This window comes from Pseudomonas botevensis, from assembly GCF_019145475.1.
In the GTDB taxonomy this organism is placed as follows: domain Bacteria; phylum Pseudomonadota; class Gammaproteobacteria; order Pseudomonadales; family Pseudomonadaceae; genus Aquipseudomonas; species Aquipseudomonas botevensis.
In genome coordinates this window covers 106271-125140 of the sequence record NZ_JAHTKI010000001.1, presented here as the reverse complement: position 1 = coordinate 125140, position 18870 = coordinate 106271, and the positions used below count along the sequence as shown (strand labels likewise).

Genomic DNA, 18870 nt, shown 5'->3' with positions numbered 1-18870 from the left:
TGAGGGCTATTGTGAGAGGACGTAACAGAGGCTAATAATAGCCATTATCATTAACTCTCACGTCCTGCCCATGTCCCTACCCGCCCATACCGCAGCGATCGAGCAAATCTACGAGCAGCACCATTCGTGGCTACATGGCTGGCTCAAGGGCAAATTGAATGACGCCTGCGATGCCGCCGATGTGGCACATGACACCTTTGTGCGAATCCTCGCAGCGCGCAATGCCGCGCAAATCCGGGAACCACGGGATTACCTGGCAACCGTGGCACGTGGGCTGGTCATTGACCGTTATCGAAGACGTGCGATCGAAGCTGCTTACCTGCAAACCCTGGCCGCGCGCCCGGAAGCCACCGAGATCAGCGAAGAAGACAAGGCGTTGATCATCGAAACCCTGGTTGCTGTGGACAAAGCGCTGGCGGGACTGGGGGCAAGAACCCAGCGGATTTTCATGCTGTCGCAGATCGATGGCCTGACTTATCAACAGATCGCCGTGCAATTGCAGGTTTCGTTGACCACTGTGAAGAAACACATGATCCGCGCACTGACCGAATGCGCGCTGATAATGGCGCAGCCCTGATGACGATCGCCCCGAATCGCAAGGCTTTCGAGGCAGCGGCGAGCTGGTTCGTTCAGTTCCAGGTGGAACCGCCGACGCTCACCGAACAACGGGCCTGGCAGCTGTGGATAGATAGCGATCCTGCGCACCTGGCCGCGTGGAATCAGATGGAACAATTGCAGCGCCATCTCGGCACGCTACCGCCGGAGCTGAAACGCCGCGCCTTGAATGCGGGGCAACAACGGCGTCAGGTACTGAAATTGATGCTGCTGTTGGCCGGAACCGGGTTCGTCGGATGGAACGTTCAGCAACACACTTCATTGGGCAACGCCTGGGCCGACTATAAAACCCGGGTCGGGCAACGTCGTTCCCTTTCGCTGGCCGACGGCAGCCAGATTCAACTCAATACTGACACCGCCATTGACGTGTCTTTCAACAGCGCACAACGCCTGATCCGTTTGCGTGCCGGCGAAATCCTGATCCAGACCGGAAAGCTCGGCGATCAACGACCGTTTTTCGTTGAAACCCGTGATGGTCGTATTCAGGCCCTCGGTACTCGGTTTTCCATACGGCAGTTGTCGGACTCCACGAGAGTTGGGGTGCTGGAAGATCGGGTCAGCGTTCAACCCACGGACTCATCCAGCGGTGCACAAATACTGAAGGCCGGTGAAGGTGCGGATTTCGACAGCCGCCATATCGGCGTGATCCACCCCTTCAAGTCTTCCGAAGTGGCATGGACCAACGGCCAGTTGATCGTACTGGACGCTCGTTTGGGTGATGTGGTCCGGGAATTGGGTCGTTATCGCAACGGGATATTGCAGTGTGACGAACGGGCTCGGGACTTGCGGGTTTCCGGCACGTTTCGCCTGGACTCCACCGACGCAGTACTGGCCAACCTGCAGGCTTCACTGCCGATCCACGTCCGCTATTTCACTCGTTACTGGGTCTCGATCAGCCATAACGGCTGATCCCTTCACGACGAGGGGAAAAATAAACTTGAAGCAGGGTTATCTTTTTTCGCCCTGACCCGGCCCTACAGGTAATCGCGATAAACGCGGCTCTTCGCCACCTCCAGGGCTTATCCACACATGCGTCTTCCCACGTTCCGCCAGCGCTTTTCCCACCACTGCATCGCCTACAGCTTACTGATGACCGGAACCGTTTCCGGCCTGGTCATCAGCCATAGCGCTTATGCCGCGACCGCCACCCAGCGTTACGCCATTGCCGCCGGCCCGCTGGACAATGCCTTGAGCCAGTTCGCGGCGGCCGCCAATGTGATTCTGTCGTTCTCGCCCCAGCAGACCGGCAGCTTGCGCAGCCCAGGCTTGAGCGGCGACTTCACCGTGGAGCAGGGCTTTGCCCGGTTGCTCCAAGGCTCGGGTTTGCAAGCTACCCCACAGGCACCAGGCAGTTACATTTTGCAGTCGCAGCCCAACGGCGACTCACTGGAACTGGCACCGACCAACATCAACGGCCGGCAAGCCGATGGGATGACACTCGATTACTCCGCTGACGTTGGTTACAAGGCGCAGAACAGCCGGATCGGTACGAAAACCAGCACACCGCTGTCGGAAACGCCGCGTTCGGTATCGGTTGTCACCGCCCAGCGCATGAAAGATCAGAAATCTCAGACACTCACCGAGGTACTCGGCTACGTCCCGGGGATCTTCGCTCCGCCTTTCGCCGCCGGCGACAGTCTGGCGGGCGACCTGTTCTTCATTCGCGGCTTCAACGCCACCGACTATGGCTACGGGCTGCTGCGCGACGGACTACGGGTGCAAGGCAATCGGTATGACACCAGCACCGAGCCTTACGGCCTGGAGCGTGTCGAGATTTTCCGTGGCCCGTCCTCGCTGCTTTACGGTGAGAACGCCCCTGGAGGCTTGGTCAATCTGGTGAGCAAACGTCCGACGGCCTCTCCCCAGGGGGAAGTGCAACTGGGTTATGGCTCGAACAATCGGCGGCAGATTGGCGTCGATGTCTCCGGACCGCTGACCGACAGTGGCAACATTCTCGGCCGGGTGGTGATGCTGGGTCGCAAGTCGGATACCCAGACCGACCATGTGCCGGATGATCGTCTTTATATCGCCCCGTCCCTGACCCTGAATTTCGACGACTTCAACACCTTGACCCTGTTGGCCAACTACCAGAAGGACCACACCAACATGGAACTCGGCCTACCGGCGGCCGGGACTTTGCTGACCAACCCCAATGGCAAGTTGTCCAAAGGCACCATGCTGGGTGACCCGGACTGGAACACTTTCGAACGGGAAACCTGGAGCACTGGCTACGAGTTCAGCCATTCGTTCAACGATGACTGGCAGTTCCGCCAGAACTCTCGCTACATGCAGTCGCGCATCACCCGCCATGAAACCTGGCCAGGCAATCTGAACAACGCCGGGTTCGGCACGCGGTTGAACATGACGGCGTATGACCGCTTCAACAAATCCATGGTGTATTCGCTGGATAACCAACTGGAAGGCAAATTCCAGGCGGGTGGTCTGGAGAACACCGTGTTGTTCGGCGCCAGCTACGACCGCACATCGTTCAATCAGGACTGGAATGCCGGTCTGGTCGGGCCGATCGATATCTACAACCCGGTTTATCTGCGCGACCCGACAACACCGATCGCCGTGCAAAACACTCTGCTCGAGCAGCAGATGAAAGGGGTTTATGCACAGATCCAGAGCAAGTACGACCATTGGCTGTTCCTGCTGGGCGGCCGTCAGGACTGGGTCGACAGCGATTTCCGCGACAAGGTGGCGAAGGGCAGCAACATCAGCTCCGAGGACAGGAAATTCACTTATCAGGGCGGCGTGATGTACCAGTTCGACAACGGCATGACGCCGTATGTCAGCTATTCCACCTCGTTTGTGCCAGTACAACAGATCTCCAATGCCGGCACGCCACTGGACCCGATCACCAGCAGTCAGTACGAAGTTGGCTTGAAATATGAGCCGATCGGCTGGGATACAGCGTTCACGGCCTCGGTTTATGACCTGCGCAAGAAAGACGACACCTATTTCGACTCCACGACATCGACCTATCGCCAGGTCGGTGAAAGCCGATCCAAAGGCGTGGAACTGGAGCTCAACAGCAATTTGACACAGAACCTGAACGTGACGGCGGCGTACACCTACACCGATGCGCGGATTACCAAGGATGCCGCGACCTCACTGGTCAAAGGCCATCAAATGACCGGTGTACCGCGTAATCAGGCATCGGTCTGGGCGAAGTACCGTTTCCTCGATGGCGATCTGAAGGGGCTGTATGTCGGCGGTGGCGTGCGCTACTTCGACAGTGCCTTCGCCTACACCGCGCCAACCCTCTACGGAAAACTCGATGCCGGCGACGTGACGCTGGTGGATGCAGCCATCGGCTATCAGATCGACAAGAACTGGAGCGTGGATCTGAACGCGAAAAACCTGTTCGACAAGGAATATGTGTCGGGATGCAACGACGCAGGACGCTGCTACTGGGGCGAAGACCGCACCGTGCTCGGTACAGTGTCCTACAACTGGTAAGCGAAAAAAGGGCTGTGGATAAATTACCCACAGCCCTTTTTCTTATTTGCCTATACAGAAACTGGAAAAAATCCGTCCCAGCAAATCATCGGAGCTGAATGCGCCGGTGATTTCCCCCAGGGAATGCTGGGCCTGGCGCAAATCTTCGGCCAGCAACTCGCCGGCTCCGGCCAGTGTCAGTTGCGAGCGACCGTGTTCCAGAGCGGCGCTGGCATGGCGCAACGCTTCCAGGTGCCGGCGACGTGCACTGAAACTGCTTTCCGAGGTTTGCTCGTAACCCATGCACGCCTTCAGGTGATCGCGCAGCAGGTCCAGGCCTTCGCCGGCAGACTTGGCGCTCAGGCTGATCGTCACGTGGCCATCGTCACTGACTTCCAGGGCAATGGCTTCTGCGGTGAGGTCGGCCTTGTTGCGAATCAGCGTGACTTTCGCCGGATCCGGCCGGGTTTCGAGGAATTCCGGCCACAGGGCAAACGGATCTGCGGCTTCCGGTGCGGTGGCGTCGACCACCAGCAATACGCGATCCGCTTCCCCGATCGCTTTCAACGCGCGCTCGACGCCGATCTTTTCCACATGATCATCGGTGTCGCGCAGGCCGGCGGTATCCAAAACATGCAGCGGCATGCCATCAATGTGGATATGTTCGCGCAGAATGTCCCGGGTGGTGCCGGCGATTTCAGTGACAATCGCCGCCTCGCGACCAGCCAGTGCATTGAGCAGGCTGGACTTGCCGGCATTCGGACGACCGGCAATCACCACGGTCATGCCATCGCGCAGCAATGCCCCCTGCCCGGCTTCGCGCAGGACTGTGGATAATTCGTCACGAACCTTGTCGAGCATGCTCAGCACATGGCCATCGGCGAGGAAGTCGATTTCCTCTTCCGGAAAATCGATGGCCGCTTCGACGTATATCCGCAAGCCGATCAGCTGTTCGGTGAGGTTATGCACACGCTGGGAAAACGCGCCTTGTAACGAACGCAGGGCATTGCGCGCGGCTTGTGCAGAACTCGCTTCGATCAGGTCGGCAATCGCCTCGGCCTGAGCCAGGTCGAGTTTGTCGTTGAGAAACGCGCGCTCGCTGAATTCACCCGGCCGGGCCAGACGGCAACCCAGTTCCAGGCAACGCTTGAGTAATATGTCCAGAACGATAGGGCCGCCGTGGCCTTGCAGTTCCAGTACGTCTTCACCGGTGAATGAATTCGGTCCCGGGAAGTACAACGCCAGGCCCTCATCCAGTACTTGCTGGTCGTCGCTGAAGAACGGGCCGTAGTGGGCGAACCGGGGTTTCAGCTCGCGGCCGCTGATAGCCTTGGCCGCAGCGCTGGCCAGCGGCCCGGAAATTCGAACGATGCCCACGCCACCACGCCCCTGGGCGGTGGCGACGGCTGCGATGGTTTCACGAGGTGCGCTCATAAACCGGTATCCAGACAAAAATGGCAGATAGCAAAACGCCCCACTAGGGGGCGTTTTGAGTGGTTATCCACAGAGTAAGTTACGCCTCGGCTTTTTTCGTCGCCGCTTCGATCTTACGCGTGATGTACCACTGTTGGGCAATCGACAGGCAGTTGTTCACAACCCAGTACAGCACCAGACCGGCCGGGAACCACAGGAAGAAGAAGGTGAAGATGATCGGCATCATTTTCATCACCTTGGCCTGCATCGGATCCGGAGGCGTCGGGTTCAGACGCTGCTGGATGAACATGGTCGCGCCCATGATGATCGGCAGGATGAAGAACGGATCCTTGATCGACAGGTCGGTGATCCACAGCATGAATGGCGCCTGGCGCATTTCCACGCTTTCCAGCAGAACCCAGTACAGCGAAAGGAAAACCGGCATCTGCACCAGGATCGGCAAGCAGCCACCCAGCGGATTGATCTTCTCTTTCTTGTACAGCTCCATCATGGCTTGCGACATTTTCTGCCGGTCATCGCCATGTTGCTCTTTCAGTGCAGCCAGTTTCGGGGCCACGGCGCGCATGCGGGCCATGGATTTGTAGCTGGCGGCCGACAGCGGGAAGAAGATCCCTTTGATCAGCATGGTCAGGAAGATGATCGACCAGCCCCAGTTGCCGACGATGCTGTGGATATGTTGCAGCAGCCAGAAAATCGGCTGGGCAATGAACCACAGAATGCCGTAGTCGACGGTCAGTTCCAGACCTGGGGACAACTCTTTCAGCACAGCCTGGCTTTTCGGACCGGCATACAGCACGGCGCTGGTTTCGACTTTTGCACCAGGTGCAGCGGTCAAGGCCGGGCCGGTGTAACCGATGATGTAGTTGCCTTTGCTGTCTTTACGCGTCTGGACGATGTTGTTTTCGCCTTTCGGCGCAACCCATGCAGTCACGAAGTAGTGTTGCAGCCACGCCACCCAGCCACCGGTGACGGTTTCCTTGAGCTGAGCCTTGTCCATGTCCTTCATGGACACTTTCTTGTACGGCTCGGAACTTGTCCACAGGGCGGCGCCCAGGTAAGTCGCGGTGCCGGTCGCCGTGGTCGACGAAGGATCTGCGCTGGCGTCGCGTTTCAACTGCGCAAACATCGAACCGGACCAAGGCTGAGCGCTCTGGTTATCGATCAGATAGGTCACAGTCACGTCATACAGGCCACGTTTCAGAGTGAAACGCTTGATGTAGTTGACGCCGTCCTTGCTGAACTTCAGGTCGACGACCAGTTGGTCCTGACCGTCAGCCAGTTGATAAGTCTTCTTCTCCGAGGCGTAGATCGGGCGACCGGCCGGGCTTGCGTCCGGGCCATTGGGGCCGATCAGACCGCTTTGAGCCAGATAAACACGTTCGTTGCCGTTATCGAACAGCTGGAACGGAACGTCCGGACGATCCTGACGACGTGGATACAGCGGCAAGGTCAGTTGAGCAACATCGCCACCCTGTGGATCGATCGCCAGATCGAGCACGTCGGTTTTGATCTGGATCAGATCCTTGCTGACAGCGACCGGCGTTTCGGCGGGTGCGCTGGTATCGCTTGCGGCGCGCGGAATATCGTCGCTGGCGGAAGCGCTGGTGCCAGTGGCGGTGTCCGGCAAACCGGATGTAGTCGTACTGGAAGCAACATTCTGAGTCGGCAGGGCAGCCTGGCCATAATCCTGGTTCCATTTAAGAACCATGACATAAGCCACGATTGCCAGGGCGACGATCAGGATCGTGCGTTTGATATCCATGATTACTCGGCCATCGAAGAAGAACGGGAGGTAGGGATAGGTGGAACCGGGTCATAACCACCGGGATTCCACGGATGACAGCGACCTAAACGACGAAAGGTCAGCCAGCCACCGCGCAGAAGGCCATGAGTTTCGATGGCTTCTAACGCGTAGCAAGAACAACTGGGGTAGAAACGACAGTGATCGGCCATCAGGGGACTAATGGCGTAGCGATAAAACTGGATCGGAACGAGTGCCAGTTTACGCATCTGGACTGTCTACCCCTACAGTTTCGGTTTTGACTGCCGGTGCCGGCTTGTTGCGCGCCAGACGTTTCCAGAGTTTGCCGAAATGCTGAATCAATTCGGGGTTTTCTACATCACCCAAACCTTTGCGCGCGACGATAACGATGTCCCAGCCGACCAGTGAATCCTGGTTCAGGCGAAACGATTCGCGCATCAGACGTTTGAGGCGATTGCGCTCGACGGAGAGCTTTACGCTCTTTTTCCCGATAACCAGCCCTAGCCGGGGGTGATCGAGATCGTTGTTGCGCGCAAGGAGCAGGAGATTTTTCCCCGGAACCTTGCCGGTAGGGGAGTCAAAGACTGCCTTGAAGTGCCGGGGAGTAAGCAGACGCTTTTCCCGACTGAAGTCCTGACTCACCTCCAGTGCCGGATTATCAAACTGCCAGACGTGCGCGGCCTTTGGCGCGACGACGCGACAGTACGGCACGACCGTTCTTGGTAGCCATGCGAGCACGGAAACCGTGGGTACGAGCGCGTTTGATAGTGCTTGGTTGGAAAGTACGTTTCATGTCGTGTTACCTGGTTCGTCCACAACGGGCCGGAATGGCCCCCGTTTTAAGAGACCGGGGATTCTAGAGAAAGCAAGTCCATAGGTCAATTTCCAACCAGCGTTTCCCTCTAAATAGATATCCGCGTCTTCTGAGCACCAGGCCCTGTTCGCCAGACATAAAAAATAAAGAAGGGAATTATTTAAAGCTTTTCTGTAAAGCTTGTAAAAGCTAGTCCCGCCACCTTCTGTGGATAACTCAATCGAGGCCTTGTCTGCCGTGATGTACAGAGAATGACAACTACGCGGGAAAACCGTGTTCAGCCTGTGCTCCGGGAGCGGATAACCTGTGCGTGGAAAGGTCTGTTATCCACAGGCAGGTTATCCACCGAGTTTCGCCCCCAGTTGTCCAGTGTCCTCAGTGGCGGTTATCCACAGAGCTTATGCACATACCGTTGGTCGCCTTTTTGCCATTTAACGTATTGATAAATCATGGTCGCCGGGCAACCTGCATGTGGATAAGTGGGCGGCTCGCCGCTACAATGGCCGCTTGTTTTTGCCTCACCGGCTTTCAACTTAGGGGATTTCCGTGTCAGTGGAACTTTGGCAGCAGTGCGTGGAGCTTTTGCGCGAAGAGCTGCCTGCCCAACAATTCAACACCTGGATCCGTCCACTACAGGTCGAAGCCGAAGGCGACGAGTTGCGTGTCTACGCACCGAACCGTTTTGTTCTGGACTGGGTCAACGAGAAGTACCTCGGGCGTGTCCTTGAACTGCTGGATGAGCATGGCAACGGCCTGGCGCCGGCGCTTTCCTTATTAATAGGCAGCAAGCGCAGTTCGGCTCCCCGTGCCGCACCGAATGCGCCGCTGGCCGCTGCCGCCGTGGCACAGGCTCAGCAGGCCGCTGTTGCGCCGGTCACTGCTGCGCCAGTGGCACCTGCCGCCCCGGTCGCCAAGCGCGCCACGCAGAAAGCCGAAGAAGTCAGTGAAGAGCCGTCCCGCGACAGTTTCGACCCGATGGCTGGCGCCGCCTCGCAACAGGCTCCGGTTCGCGCCGAACAGCGCACCGTGCAGGTCGAAGGTGCGCTCAAGCACACCAGTTACCTGAACCGCACCTTCACCTTTGAAAACTTCGTCGAGGGTAAATCCAACCAGCTCGCCCGCGCGGCGGCCTGGCAAGTGGCGGACAACCCCAAGCACGGCTACAACCCGCTGTTCCTTTATGGCGGCGTCGGTCTCGGTAAGACCCACTTGATGCATGCGGTGGGCAACCACCTGTTAAAGAAGAATCCGAATGCCAAGGTCGTGTACCTGCATTCCGAGCGTTTCGTGGCCGACATGGTCAAGGCGCTGCAACTGAACGCGATCAACGAGTTCAAGCGTTTCTACCGTTCGGTGGATGCCTTGCTGATCGACGACATTCAGTTCTTCGCCCGCAAGGAACGTTCCCAGGAAGAGTTTTTCCACACCTTCAACGCCCTGCTTGAAGGTGGCCAGCAGGTCATTCTCACCAGTGACCGCTACCCGAAGGAAATCGAAGGCCTGGAAGAGCGCCTCAAATCCCGCTTCGGCTGGGGCCTGACGGTTGCCGTCGAGCCGCCGGAACTGGAAACCCGCGTTGCGATTCTGATGAAGAAGGCCGACCAGGCCAAAGTCGAGTTGCCTCACGACGCAGCGTTCTTCATCGCCCAGCGCATTCGCTCCAACGTCCGTGAGCTGGAAGGCGCGCTGAAACGCGTGATCGCCCACTCGCACTTCATGGGCCGCGACATCACCATCGAGTTGATTCGCGAATCCCTGAAGGACCTGTTGGCGTTGCAGGACAAACTGGTCTCTGTGGATAACATTCAGCGCACCGTCGCCGAGTACTACAAGATCAAGATATCCGACCTGCTGTCCAAGCGCCGTTCGCGCTCGGTGGCTCGTCCGCGTCAGGTGGCCATGGCCTTGTCCAAGGAACTGACCAACCACAGCCTGCCGGAAATCGGCGATGTGTTTGGCGGTCGCGACCACACGACGGTGTTGCACGCCTGCCGCAAGATCAACGAACTTAAGGAATCCGACGCGGACATCCGCGAGGACTACAAGAACCTGCTGCGTACACTGACCACTTGATGAACACCAGCGCAGCTTATTAAGGCAAGGGACTAGACCATGCATTTCACCATTCAACGCGAAGCCCTGTTGAAACCCCTGCAACTGGTCGCAGGTGTCGTCGAGCGCCGACAGACCTTGCCGGTGCTGTCCAACGTGCTGCTGGTTGTCGATGGCCAGCAACTGTCGCTGACCGGTACTGATCTGGAAGTCGAGCTGGTCGGTCGCGTGCAACTCGAAGAGCCGGCGCAAACCGGTTCCATCACCGTGCCGGCGCGCAAGCTGATGGACATCTGCAAGAGCCTGCCGAACGACGCCCTGATCGACATCAAGGTCGACGAGCAGAAGCTGGTGGTGAAGGCCGGCCGTAGCCGCTTCACCCTGTCGACCCTGCCGGCCAACGATTTCCCGACCGTCGAAGAAGGCCCGGGATCGTTGACCACCAGCCTGGAGCAAAGCAAGCTGCGTCGTCTGATCGAGCGCACCAGCTTCGCCATGGCTCAGCAGGACGTGCGCTACTACCTCAACGGCATGTTGCTGGAAGTGGCGACCGGTGTGATCCGCGCTGTTGCCACTGACGGTCACCGTCTGGCGATGTGCTCGATGCAGGCCGACATCGGTCAGCAGGAGCGCCATCAGGTGATCGTGCCACGCAAGGGTATCCTCGAACTGGCGCGTCTGCTCACCGAGCCGGATGGCAACGTCAGCATCGTGCTGGGCCAGCACCATATCCGTGCGACCACTGGCGAATTCACCTTCACCTCGAAACTGGTGGATGGCAAGTTCCCGGACTACGAGCGCGTACTGCCGAAGGGCGGCGACAAGCTGGTATTGGGCGATCGTCAGGCGCTGCGCGAAGCGTTCAGCCGCACGGCGATCCTGTCCAACGAGAAGTACCGCGGTATCCGCCTGCAACTGGCCAGTGGTCAGCTGAAAATCCAGGCCAACAACCCGGAGCAGGAGGAAGCGGAAGAAGAAGTGGGCGTCGAGTACAACGGCAGCTCCCTGGAAATCGGCTTCAACGTCAGCTATCTGCTCGATGTGCTGGGCGTGATGACCACCGAGCAGGTTCGCCTGATCCTGTCCGACTCCAACAGCAGTGCGCTGGTGCAAGAGTCCGACAATGACGATTCGGCTTACGTTGTCATGCCGATGCGTCTGTAATCAGCAGAAACTAGATGTCGTTAAGTCGCGTCTCGGTCACCGCGGTGCGCAATCTGCACCCGGTGACCTTCTCCCCTTCTCCCCGCATCAACATTCTTTACGGCGCCAACGGCAGCGGCAAAACCAGTGTTCTGGAGGCCATCCACCTGCTGGGGCTTGCCCGTTCGTTTCGCAGTACAAGACTGTTGCCGGTCATCCAGTACGAGCAACTCGCCTGTACGGTATTCGGCCAGGTCGAACTCGCTGAAGGTGGCCACAGTGCATTGGGCATTTCGCGTGACCGTCAGGGTGAGTTCCAGATTCGCATCGACGGGCAGAACGCGCGTAGCGCTGCGCAACTGGCGGAGATCCTGCCGCTGCAACTGATCAACCCGGACAGCTTCCGCTTGCTGGAGGGGGCGCCGAAGATTCGCCGGCAGTTTCTCGACTGGGGCGTGTTCCACGTCGAACCGCGTTTCATGGCCACCTGGCAGCGTTTGCAGAAGGCCTTGCGCCAGAGAAACTCCTGGCTGCGACATGGTACACTTGACGCCGTTTCGCAAGCGGTTTGGGACAGGGAACTGTGCCAGGCCAGCGCTGAAATCGATGAATACCGCCGCGCTTACATCAAAGCCTTGAAACCAGTCTTTGAACAAACCTTGAGCGAACTGGTTGAGCTCGAAGGTTTGACGCTCAGCTATTACCGAGGCTGGGACAAGGACCGGGAATTGAGTGCCGTACTTGCTGGATCCCTGCAGCGGGATCAGCAGATGGGTCATACCCAGGCCGGACCGCAACGCGCTGATTTGCGTCTTCGATTGGGCGCACACAACGCCGCGGACATCTTGTCCCGGGGTCAGCAGAAGTTGGTGGTGTGTGCCTTGCGGATTGCCCAGGGGCATCTGGTGAGCCAGGCCCGACGCGGCCAGTGTATTTATCTGGTGGATGACTTGCCGTCCGAGCTGGACGAGAGCCACCGTCGCGCGCTGTGCCGCTTGCTGGAAGACTTACGCTGCCAGGTCTTTATCACCTGTGTAGATCACGAATTATTGAGGGAAGGCTGGCAGACGGAAACGCCAGTCGCTCTGTTCCACGTGGAACAGGGCCGTATCACCCAGACCCACGACCATCGGGAGTGAAGGCATTGAGCGAAGAAAATACGTACGACTCATCGAGCATTAAAGTGCTGAAAGGCCTGGATGCCGTGCGCAAACGTCCCGGTATGTACATTGGTGACACCGACGATGGCAGCGGTCTGCACCACATGGTGTTCGAGGTGGTCGACAACTCGATCGACGAAGCCCTCGCCGGCCACTGCGACGACATCAGCATCATCATTCACCCGGATGAATCCATCACCGTTCGTGACAACGGTCGTGGCATCCCGGTGGATGTGCATAAAGAGGAAGGCGTTTCCGCCGCCGAGGTCATCATGACCGTCCTCCACGCTGGCGGTAAATTCGACGACAACTCCTACAAGGTATCCGGCGGTCTGCACGGTGTAGGTGTTTCGGTTGTGAACGCCCTGTCCGAAGAGCTGGTCCTGACCGTTCGCCGCAGCGGCAAGATCTGGGAACAGACCTACGTCCACGGCGTACCTCAGGCACCGATGGCGATCGTTGGCGACAGCGAAACCACCGGTACTCAGATTCACTTCAAGGCTTCCAAGGAAACCTTCAAGAACATTCACTTCAGCTGGGACATCCTGGCCAAGCGTATCCGTGAACTGTCCTTCCTCAACTCCGGCGTCGGCATCGTCCTCAAGGACGAGCGCAGCGGCAAGGAAGAGCTGTTCAAGTACGAAGGTGGCCTGCGTGCGTTCGTTGAATACCTGAACACCAACAAGACTGCGGTCAACCAGGTGTTCCACTTCAACATCCAGCGTGAAGACGGCATTGGCGTGGAAATCGCCCTGCAGTGGAACGACAGCTTCAACGAGAACCTGTTGTGCTTCACCAACAACATCCCGCAGCGCGACGGCGGTACGCACCTGGTCGGCTTCCGCTCCGCGCTGACGCGTAACCTGAACAACTACATCGAGCAGGAAGGTCTGGCGAAGAAGCACAAGGTCGCCACCACCGGTGACGATGCCCGTGAAGGCCTGACCGCGATCATCTCGGTGAAGGTGCCGGATCCGAAGTTCAGCTCCCAGACCAAAGACAAGCTGGTTTCTTCCGAAGTGAAGACCGCTGTCGAACAGGAAATGGGCAAGTACTTCTCCGACTTCCTGCTGGAAAACCCGAACGAAGCCAAACTGGTCGTCGGCAAGATGATCGACGCGGCCCGTGCCCGTGAAGCGGCGCGCAAGGCCCGTGAGATGACCCGCCGCAAAGGCGCGCTGGACATCGCCGGCCTGCCGGGCAAACTGGCCGACTGCCAGGAAAAAGATCCTGCGCTGTCCGAACTGTACCTGGTGGAAGGTGACTCCGCGGGCGGCTCTGCCAAGCAGGGGCGCAACCGCAAGACCCAGGCCATCCTGCCGCTCAAGGGCAAGATCCTGAACGTCGAGAAGGCGCGTTTCGACAAGATGATCTCTTCCCAGGAAGTGGGCACCTTGATCACCGCCCTGGGCTGCGGCATCGGTCGCGAAGAGTACAACATCGACAAACTGCGCTATCACAACATCATCATCATGACCGATGCTGACGTCGACGGTTCGCACATCCGTACCCTGCTGCTGACGTTCTTCTTCCGCCAGCTGCCTGAGCTGATCGAGCGCGGCTACATCTACATCGCCCAGCCGCCGCTGTACAAGGTCAAGAAAGGCAAGCAAGAGCAATACATCAAAGACGACGACGCCATGGAAGAGTACATGACGCAGTCGGCCCTGGAAGACGCGAGCCTGCACCTGAACGAAGACGCCCCGGGCATTTCCGGCGCAGCGCTGGAGCGTCTGGTGAACGACTTCCGTATGGTGATGAAGACCCTCAAGCGTCTGTCGCGCCTGTACCCGCAGGAACTGACCGAGCACTTCATCTACCTGCCTGCCGTGAGTCTGGAAAAGCTCGGCAATCACGCCGAGATGCAAGACTGGCTGGCCCAGTACGAAGCACGTCTGCGGACCATCGAGAAGTCCGGCCTGGTCTACAAGGCCAGCCTGCGTGAAGATCGTGAACGTGGCGTGTGGCTGCCGGAAGTCGAACTGACCTCCCACGGCCTGTCGAGCTACGTCACCTTCAACCGCGACTTCTTCGGCAGCAACGACTACAAGACCGTCGTTTCCCTGGGCGCTGAACTGAGCACCCTGCTCGGCGAAGGTGCATACATCCAGCGTGGCGAGCGCAAGAAAGTGGTCACCGAGTTCAAGGAAGCCCTGGAATGGCTGATGGCTGAAAGCACCAAGCGCCACACCATCCAGCGATACAAAGGTCTGGGCGAAATGAACCCGGATCAGCTGTGGGAAACCACCATGGACCCGACCGTGCGCCGCATGCTGAAAGTGACCATCGAAGACGCCATCGCCGCGGACCAGATCTTCAACACCCTGATGGGTGATGCGGTCGAACCTCGTCGTGACTTCATCGAAAGCAACGCACTGGCGGTTTCCAACCTGGATTTCTGATCCAGCTCGGCGCCAACAAAAAAGGCCAACGCATCCGCGTTGGCCTTTTTTTTCATTCGTTCGAGCCCCCCACGCTCTCCAACCGATACCCATACCCATAAATCGTCAACAACTGCCAACCCCGATCCGCCGTCAGCCCGAGTTTGTTGCGCAATCGGTAGATATGCGTATCCAGCGGCCTCGATGACGCCATCTCTTCATGGGGCCAGAATCGTTCATACAGATATTCCCGTGACAACGGCCGGCCAAGGTTGCTGAACAGGCAACGAGCGAGGCGGTATTCGCGTTCGGTCATGACGATCGGTTTGCCCTCGCGCGTGGCCGTCAATTCGGCATCGTTGAAGGTCAGGTCGTTGAAACTTTGTACTTCGCCTACCGATGTACGTTGCACGCTGTGCCGGCGCAGGACGGCGGCGACCCTGGCCTTGAGTTCGTTGGGACGGAACGGCTTGCTGACGTAATCGTCGGCGCCGGCATTCAGGGCCTGGACGATATCGTTCTCGCCATCGCGGCTGGTGAGCATGATGGCGGCCGGTGGCGCCTCCATGTGTTCGCGGGTCCAGCGTAGCAAGGCCAGGCCGGTGAGGTCGGGCAGCTGCCAGTCGAGGATCAGCAGGTCGAAGGTTTCCCGGCGCAGTTGCCGCAGCAGGTCTTCACCGCGTTCGAAGCTGTGCAGCGACCAGGGTTGTTCCCCGGCTTCGGCCATCTGCTGGAGGGTCTGCTCGACCCGGCGCAGTTCGGCGGGTTCATCGTCCAGTATCGCAACGCGCATACGCGGTGATTCCTTGTTGCCTGGGCAATTGACGGCCGACAATCGCGGCTTGGTCAACGCGGTAAAAGTAAGCGGCCCACCATTGGTCGAGCTCCGCTATGATTCTTTGGGTCCAGTCCTCAGACCTTTGACCCATGAAACGATTCAACCCACCCTGCCCCGCGTGCCATGAATAACCGTCGCCATGAAAGCCGTGTGCCTAGCCAGGTCCAGCGCCTGTTTCGCCGTCTGGTGCGCGAGTGGGTGTGGATAAGTCTAGTGCTGTTGCCGCTGACTGCGCTGTTGTCTTATCGCGCGCAAATCAACTTGCATGATTCCTCGCCGGGCTGGAGTGCGGCAATTTCGGTGGTGCTGGTGTTCTGCGTGCTGGGGCTGCTGCTCTGGCGACCGCGCCTGGCGATCTGGATCACACTGGGCGCCATGGCTTGCGTGTTGCTGACCAGTGCGGGCATGGCAGAGATCCGGCGCTGGTGGTCACCGACCCCGGCTGCCTTGGGAATCTTGTTCGGTTATCTGATCTGGAACTGGCGACGCCTGAGTGGCGTACTCACCTATTTTGGCTGGGAGCTGTCGCGGCTGGACAGCGAGCCGAAGGTTTTCCCCGAGCGGCGTCGAACGCAATTCACCGGTGCCGACCGCTTGCAGGGTCAGATCATGGCCCTCGAACAGGCGATGAGCCGCACCCGCGATACCCGACGCTTCATTGCCGATGGTCTGGAATACCTGCCAGTCGCGACCCTGATCAGTGATCCACAAGGACGAATCCTGTTGGGTAACCGCAAGGCCCGGGAGCTGTTTGGTCAGGCGCTGGTGGGGGACGATGTGCTCGACCAATTGGCGCGTCTCGGTTACCCGGAATTATCCACAGAACCGCGCCCACCGTTGTCGGCGCTGCCGCTGCTGGAGTTTCGTGATTACAAGGAACGCAGCCTGCGCCTGGAGCGCGCCGCCTTATTGCCGGTGGACGGTGACACGCCGATTGGCTGGCTGCTGAGCCTCACCGACCTGAGCGCCGAACGCGCCGCCGAGGAACAACGCGGGGTTCTGCTGCGCTTTCTTTCCCACGATCTGCGCGCGCCCCATTCGGCAATCCTCGCCCTGCTCGATGTGCATCGTCATCAGGCCGGGGTGGATTCACCCTTGTTCGAACAGATTGAACGCCAGGTGCGCCGGGCGCTGGATCTCACCGATGGCTTCGTGTTGCTGGCGCGAGCCGAATCGGCGGCCTATCAGTTCCAGCCGAGCCTGTTTGCGATGCTGGTGCTGGACGTACTGGATCAAGCGCTGCCCATCGCCCAGCAGAAGCAGATCGAGTTGCTGCATGACATGGACGAGCAATCCCAGGAGCGACTGGTTTCTGCCGACCAGGGCTTGCTGACCCGTGCCTTGTTCAACCTGTTGGAAAACGCCATCAAGTACAGCGACCCCGGATCTACCGTCGCGCTGCGGATCAGTTGTCACGGTGACTGGCTGCGTTGTGAACTTACCGATCAAGGCAAAGGCATTGCCCCGCAGGAGTTACCCGAGTTGTTCCGCCAGTACCGGCGGTTTTCGTCAGCGCAAGGCATCGATGGCGTGGGCTTGGGGCTGTCGATGGTCAAAGCCGTGGTGGACCATCACGGCGGACGGATCGAATGCGAGAGCGTGGTCGATCATGGCACCACGTTCCGCCTCGATCTGCCGCTGATCCTTGAGTGAAGCAGACATAAAAAAACCGGCTATATCAGCCGGTTTCCTTACATCCGAAAAAAACTTATGCACCTTTTACGGTGTTTTATCAGCTTCAGAAATATATAGATAAATCAGTAAGTTAATTAACATTTTCGGAATTTATAAAGAAAACCGTACACAGGTTATCCACAAAATTCAGACAGCTACCTGATCGTTTGCAGTCGGTGCCTGTGGCGCAGGCGGTAGCGAACCCATTTCCCTTTGCGTCTGTTCGTTCCAGGCTTGGACCCGGTCGTTCAGGTCGGCGATGGCGCGCGGGCCGTAACCCTCGGCGTACATCGGCGCACCGATGACCACGGTGATCACGCCGGGCTTTTTACCCCAGCCGATTTTTGGCCAGAATTTGCCGGCATTGTGTGCAATCGGCAGCACTGGAAGCGCGGCATTCACCGCCAACGCGCTGCCACTGCGGGAAAACTTGCCGACAGTGCCGTAAGGAACGCGTGTGCCTTCCGGGAAGATCAGCACCCAAACGTTGTCCTTGAGCAGTTCATCACCTTTGGACGCCACTTGTTTGAGCGCGGCTTTCGGGTTGTCTCGATCAATCGCGATCGGCCGCAGCATGGCCATCGCCCAGCCGAAGAACGGCACGTACAGCAATTCGCGTTTGAGCACCTGGCTCAAAGGCGAGAAATAAGCGGAGAGAAAGAACGTCTCCCAGGTGCTCTGGTGGTTCGACTGAATCACGCAGGGCCGATCCGGCACGTTTTCCGCGCCTTTGATCTCGTAGTGGATGCCCAGAAACACCTTGCTCAACCACAAGGCGCAGCGGCACCAGTACACGTTGATAAAGCGATAGCGCGCCTTGAACGGCAGAAAGGGCGCGATAAAAAAGCTCAGGCTGCACCACAGCAGGGAGGTGGTGCCCAGCAGCAGGTAAAAGAGGAAGATTCTGATGGCCTGCAGTATCGACATGGCGACGGTTACCGTTACGGGCAATGCCCGACTGTTCAAGCGCACTCCCGATCAATCCCTGGTCAGGAACTTCAGAAGCACTCTAGTTGTGGATAAGTTCTGCGGCAATCGCCGCCAGATCGTCAAAAATCAGGGTGCCAACCGGAAGGGTTTTGCCCAGCGTCTTTTCGCCTTTCCCGGTCTTTACCAAAACGGGCTGTGAATCGACGGCTTTGGCAGCCTCCAGGTCACCAAGGCTGTCGCCGACGAACCAGACATTCGTCAGTGCGACATCGTAATGCTGCGCAATGGTTTTCAGCATGCCGGGTTTCGGCTTGCGGCAATCGCAACCCTCGTCCGGCCCATGCGGGCAGTACACGATCAGCCCGACTTCACCGCCCTGCTCCGCCACCAGTTCACGCAGGCGCGCGTGCATGGCGTCGAGGGTGGCGAGGTCGTAATAGCCGCGAGCAATGCCCGACTGGTTGGTGGCGACCGCCACCGTCCAGCCGGCCTTGCTCAACTGCGCAATCGCTGCGATCGAGCCGGGCAGCGGAATCCACTCCTCCACCGACTTGATGTAAGCGTCGGAGTCGTAATTGATCACTCCGTCCCGATCGAGAATCAGCAGTTTCAACAGCAATCCC

General features: G+C 58.6%; 16 protein-coding genes. 8 read left to right on the top strand and 8 right to left on the bottom strand.

Annotated elements, in window-relative coordinates; genetic code table 11:
* Positions 1-70: 70 nt before the first annotated feature.
* The 3 genes from KVQ74_RS00615 to KVQ74_RS00605 all read left to right on the top strand — a co-directional run bounded on the left by KVQ74_RS00615 (position 71) and on the right by KVQ74_RS00605 (position 4080).
* A complete protein-coding gene (locus KVQ74_RS00615) occupies positions 71-577 on the top strand; it encodes a sigma-70 family RNA polymerase sigma factor (protein ID WP_217829066.1) in 507 nt (168 codons plus the stop codon).
* A complete protein-coding gene (locus KVQ74_RS00610; protein WP_217829065.1) occupies positions 577-1524 on the top strand; it encodes a FecR domain-containing protein in 948 nt (315 codons plus the stop codon). Before KVQ74_RS00615 ends, KVQ74_RS00610 begins: the two co-directional genes overlap by 1 nt.
* Before the next feature lie 120 nt (positions 1525-1644).
* A complete protein-coding gene (locus KVQ74_RS00605) occupies positions 1645-4080 on the top strand; it encodes a TonB-dependent siderophore receptor (RefSeq protein ID WP_217829064.1) in 2436 nt (811 codons plus the stop codon).
* 42 nt (positions 4081-4122) lie between these two features.
* Here the strand turns inward: KVQ74_RS00605 and mnmE are convergent, their stop codons facing one another.
* The 5 genes from mnmE to rpmH all read right to left on the bottom strand — a co-directional run bounded on the left by mnmE (position 4123) and on the right by rpmH (position 8048).
* Positions 4123-5493: a tRNA uridine-5-carboxymethylaminomethyl(34) synthesis GTPase MnmE gene (mnmE, locus tag KVQ74_RS00600; protein ID WP_217829063.1), complete on the bottom strand. Its 1371-nt coding sequence runs from the start codon at positions 5491-5493 to the stop codon at positions 4123-4125.
* Positions 5494-5572: 79 nt separating this feature from the next.
* A complete protein-coding gene (gene yidC / locus KVQ74_RS00595; RefSeq protein ID WP_217829061.1) occupies positions 5573-7255 on the bottom strand; it encodes a membrane protein insertase YidC in 1683 nt (560 codons plus the stop codon).
* Positions 7256-7257: 2 nt separating this feature from the next.
* Positions 7258-7503, bottom strand: a complete 246-nt coding sequence (gene yidD, locus KVQ74_RS00590) for a membrane protein insertion efficiency factor YidD (RefSeq protein WP_217829060.1) — start codon at positions 7501-7503, stop codon at positions 7258-7260.
* Entirely contained in the window at positions 7496-7897 is a 402-nt protein-coding gene (gene rnpA / locus KVQ74_RS00585; RefSeq protein WP_217829059.1) for a ribonuclease P protein component, read from the bottom strand. The genes yidD and rnpA overlap by 8 nt, the downstream gene beginning before the upstream one ends.
* 16 nt (positions 7898-7913) lie before the next feature.
* Positions 7914-8048 (bottom strand): 50S ribosomal protein L34, encoded by a 135-nt coding sequence (rpmH, locus tag KVQ74_RS00580; RefSeq protein WP_003213577.1) that lies wholly within the window; start codon positions 8046-8048, stop codon positions 7914-7916.
* Positions 8049-8615: 567 nt separating this feature from the next.
* On the opposite strand from rpmH, the gene dnaA reads away from it, so the two are divergent.
* The 4 genes from dnaA to gyrB are packed head-to-tail and all read left to right on the top strand — an operon-like array spanning position 8616 to position 14826.
* Entirely contained in the window at positions 8616-10142 is a 1527-nt protein-coding gene (gene dnaA, locus KVQ74_RS00575; RefSeq protein WP_217829056.1) for a chromosomal replication initiator protein DnaA, read from the top strand.
* 39 nt (positions 10143-10181) lie between these two features.
* Entirely contained in the window at positions 10182-11285 is a 1104-nt protein-coding gene (dnaN, locus tag KVQ74_RS00570; RefSeq protein ID WP_217829054.1) for a DNA polymerase III subunit beta, read from the top strand.
* A 14-nt stretch (positions 11286-11299) separates the two neighbouring features.
* Entirely contained in the window at positions 11300-12403 is a 1104-nt protein-coding gene (recF, locus tag KVQ74_RS00565) for a DNA replication/repair protein RecF (RefSeq protein WP_007911886.1), read from the top strand.
* 5 nt (positions 12404-12408) lie between these two features.
* Positions 12409-14826 carry a DNA topoisomerase (ATP-hydrolyzing) subunit B gene (gene gyrB / locus KVQ74_RS00560; RefSeq protein WP_217829053.1) on the top strand — a complete coding sequence of 806 codons (2418 nt, stop codon included), beginning with the start codon at positions 12409-12411 and terminating at the stop codon, positions 14824-14826.
* Between the two features lie 52 nt (positions 14827-14878).
* Here gyrB and KVQ74_RS00555 read toward each other — a convergent pair whose 3' ends face one another.
* Positions 14879-15598 (bottom strand): response regulator transcription factor, encoded by a 720-nt coding sequence (locus KVQ74_RS00555; RefSeq protein WP_217829052.1) that lies wholly within the window; start codon positions 15596-15598, stop codon positions 14879-14881.
* A gap of 168 nt (positions 15599-15766) precedes the next feature.
* Here KVQ74_RS00555 and KVQ74_RS00550 point away from each other — a divergent pair, with 168 nt between their 5' ends.
* Positions 15767-17296 (top strand): sensor histidine kinase, encoded by a 1530-nt coding sequence (locus KVQ74_RS00550; RefSeq protein WP_217829051.1) that lies wholly within the window; start codon positions 15767-15769, stop codon positions 17294-17296.
* 168 nt (positions 17297-17464) lie between these two features.
* On the opposite strand, the gene KVQ74_RS00545 is transcribed toward KVQ74_RS00550, so the two are convergent.
* Both KVQ74_RS00545 and gmhB read right to left on the bottom strand, forming a co-directional pair.
* A complete protein-coding gene (locus KVQ74_RS00545; RefSeq protein ID WP_217829050.1) occupies positions 17465-18244 on the bottom strand; it encodes a lysophospholipid acyltransferase family protein in 780 nt (259 codons plus the stop codon).
* An 82-nt stretch (positions 18245-18326) separates the two neighbouring features.
* The gene (gene gmhB, locus KVQ74_RS00540) at positions 18327-18866 is read right to left on the bottom strand and encodes a D-glycero-beta-D-manno-heptose 1,7-bisphosphate 7-phosphatase (protein WP_217829049.1); all 540 of its coding nucleotides are present in this window, start codon (positions 18864-18866) and stop codon (positions 18327-18329) included.
* Positions 18867-18870 lie beyond the last annotated feature (4 nt).

Excerpts from the sequence above, each read along its gene's own strand:
- mnmE (WP_217829063.1), bottom strand. The coding sequence starts at position 5,493 with ATGAGCGCACCTCGTGAAACCATCGCAGCCGTCGCCACCGCCCAGGGG.
- rpmH (WP_003213577.1), bottom strand. The coding sequence starts at position 8,048 with ATGAAACGTACTTTCCAACCAAGCACTATCAAACGCGCTCGTACCCAC.
- KVQ74_RS00545 (WP_217829050.1), bottom strand. The coding sequence starts at position 18,244 with ATGTCGATACTGCAGGCCATCAGAATCTTCCTCTTTTACCTGCTGCTG.
- KVQ74_RS00555 (WP_217829052.1), bottom strand. The coding sequence starts at position 15,598 with ATGCGCGTTGCGATACTGGACGATGAACCCGCCGAACTGCGCCGGGTC.
- KVQ74_RS00615 (WP_217829066.1), top strand. The coding sequence starts at position 71 with ATGTCCCTACCCGCCCATACCGCAGCGATCGAGCAAATCTACGAGCAG.
- KVQ74_RS00610 (WP_217829065.1), top strand. The coding sequence starts at position 577 with ATGACGATCGCCCCGAATCGCAAGGCTTTCGAGGCAGCGGCGAGCTGG.
- dnaN (WP_217829054.1), top strand. The coding sequence starts at position 10,182 with ATGCATTTCACCATTCAACGCGAAGCCCTGTTGAAACCCCTGCAACTG.
- KVQ74_RS00605 (WP_217829064.1), top strand. The coding sequence starts at position 1,645 with ATGCGTCTTCCCACGTTCCGCCAGCGCTTTTCCCACCACTGCATCGCC.
- yidC (WP_217829061.1), bottom strand. The coding sequence starts at position 7,255 with ATGGATATCAAACGCACGATCCTGATCGTCGCCCTGGCAATCGTGGCT.
- yidD (WP_217829060.1), bottom strand. The coding sequence starts at position 7,503 with ATGCGTAAACTGGCACTCGTTCCGATCCAGTTTTATCGCTACGCCATT.
- recF (WP_007911886.1), top strand. The coding sequence starts at position 11,300 with ATGTCGTTAAGTCGCGTCTCGGTCACCGCGGTGCGCAATCTGCACCCG.
- KVQ74_RS00550 (WP_217829051.1), top strand. The coding sequence starts at position 15,767 with ATGAATAACCGTCGCCATGAAAGCCGTGTGCCTAGCCAGGTCCAGCGC.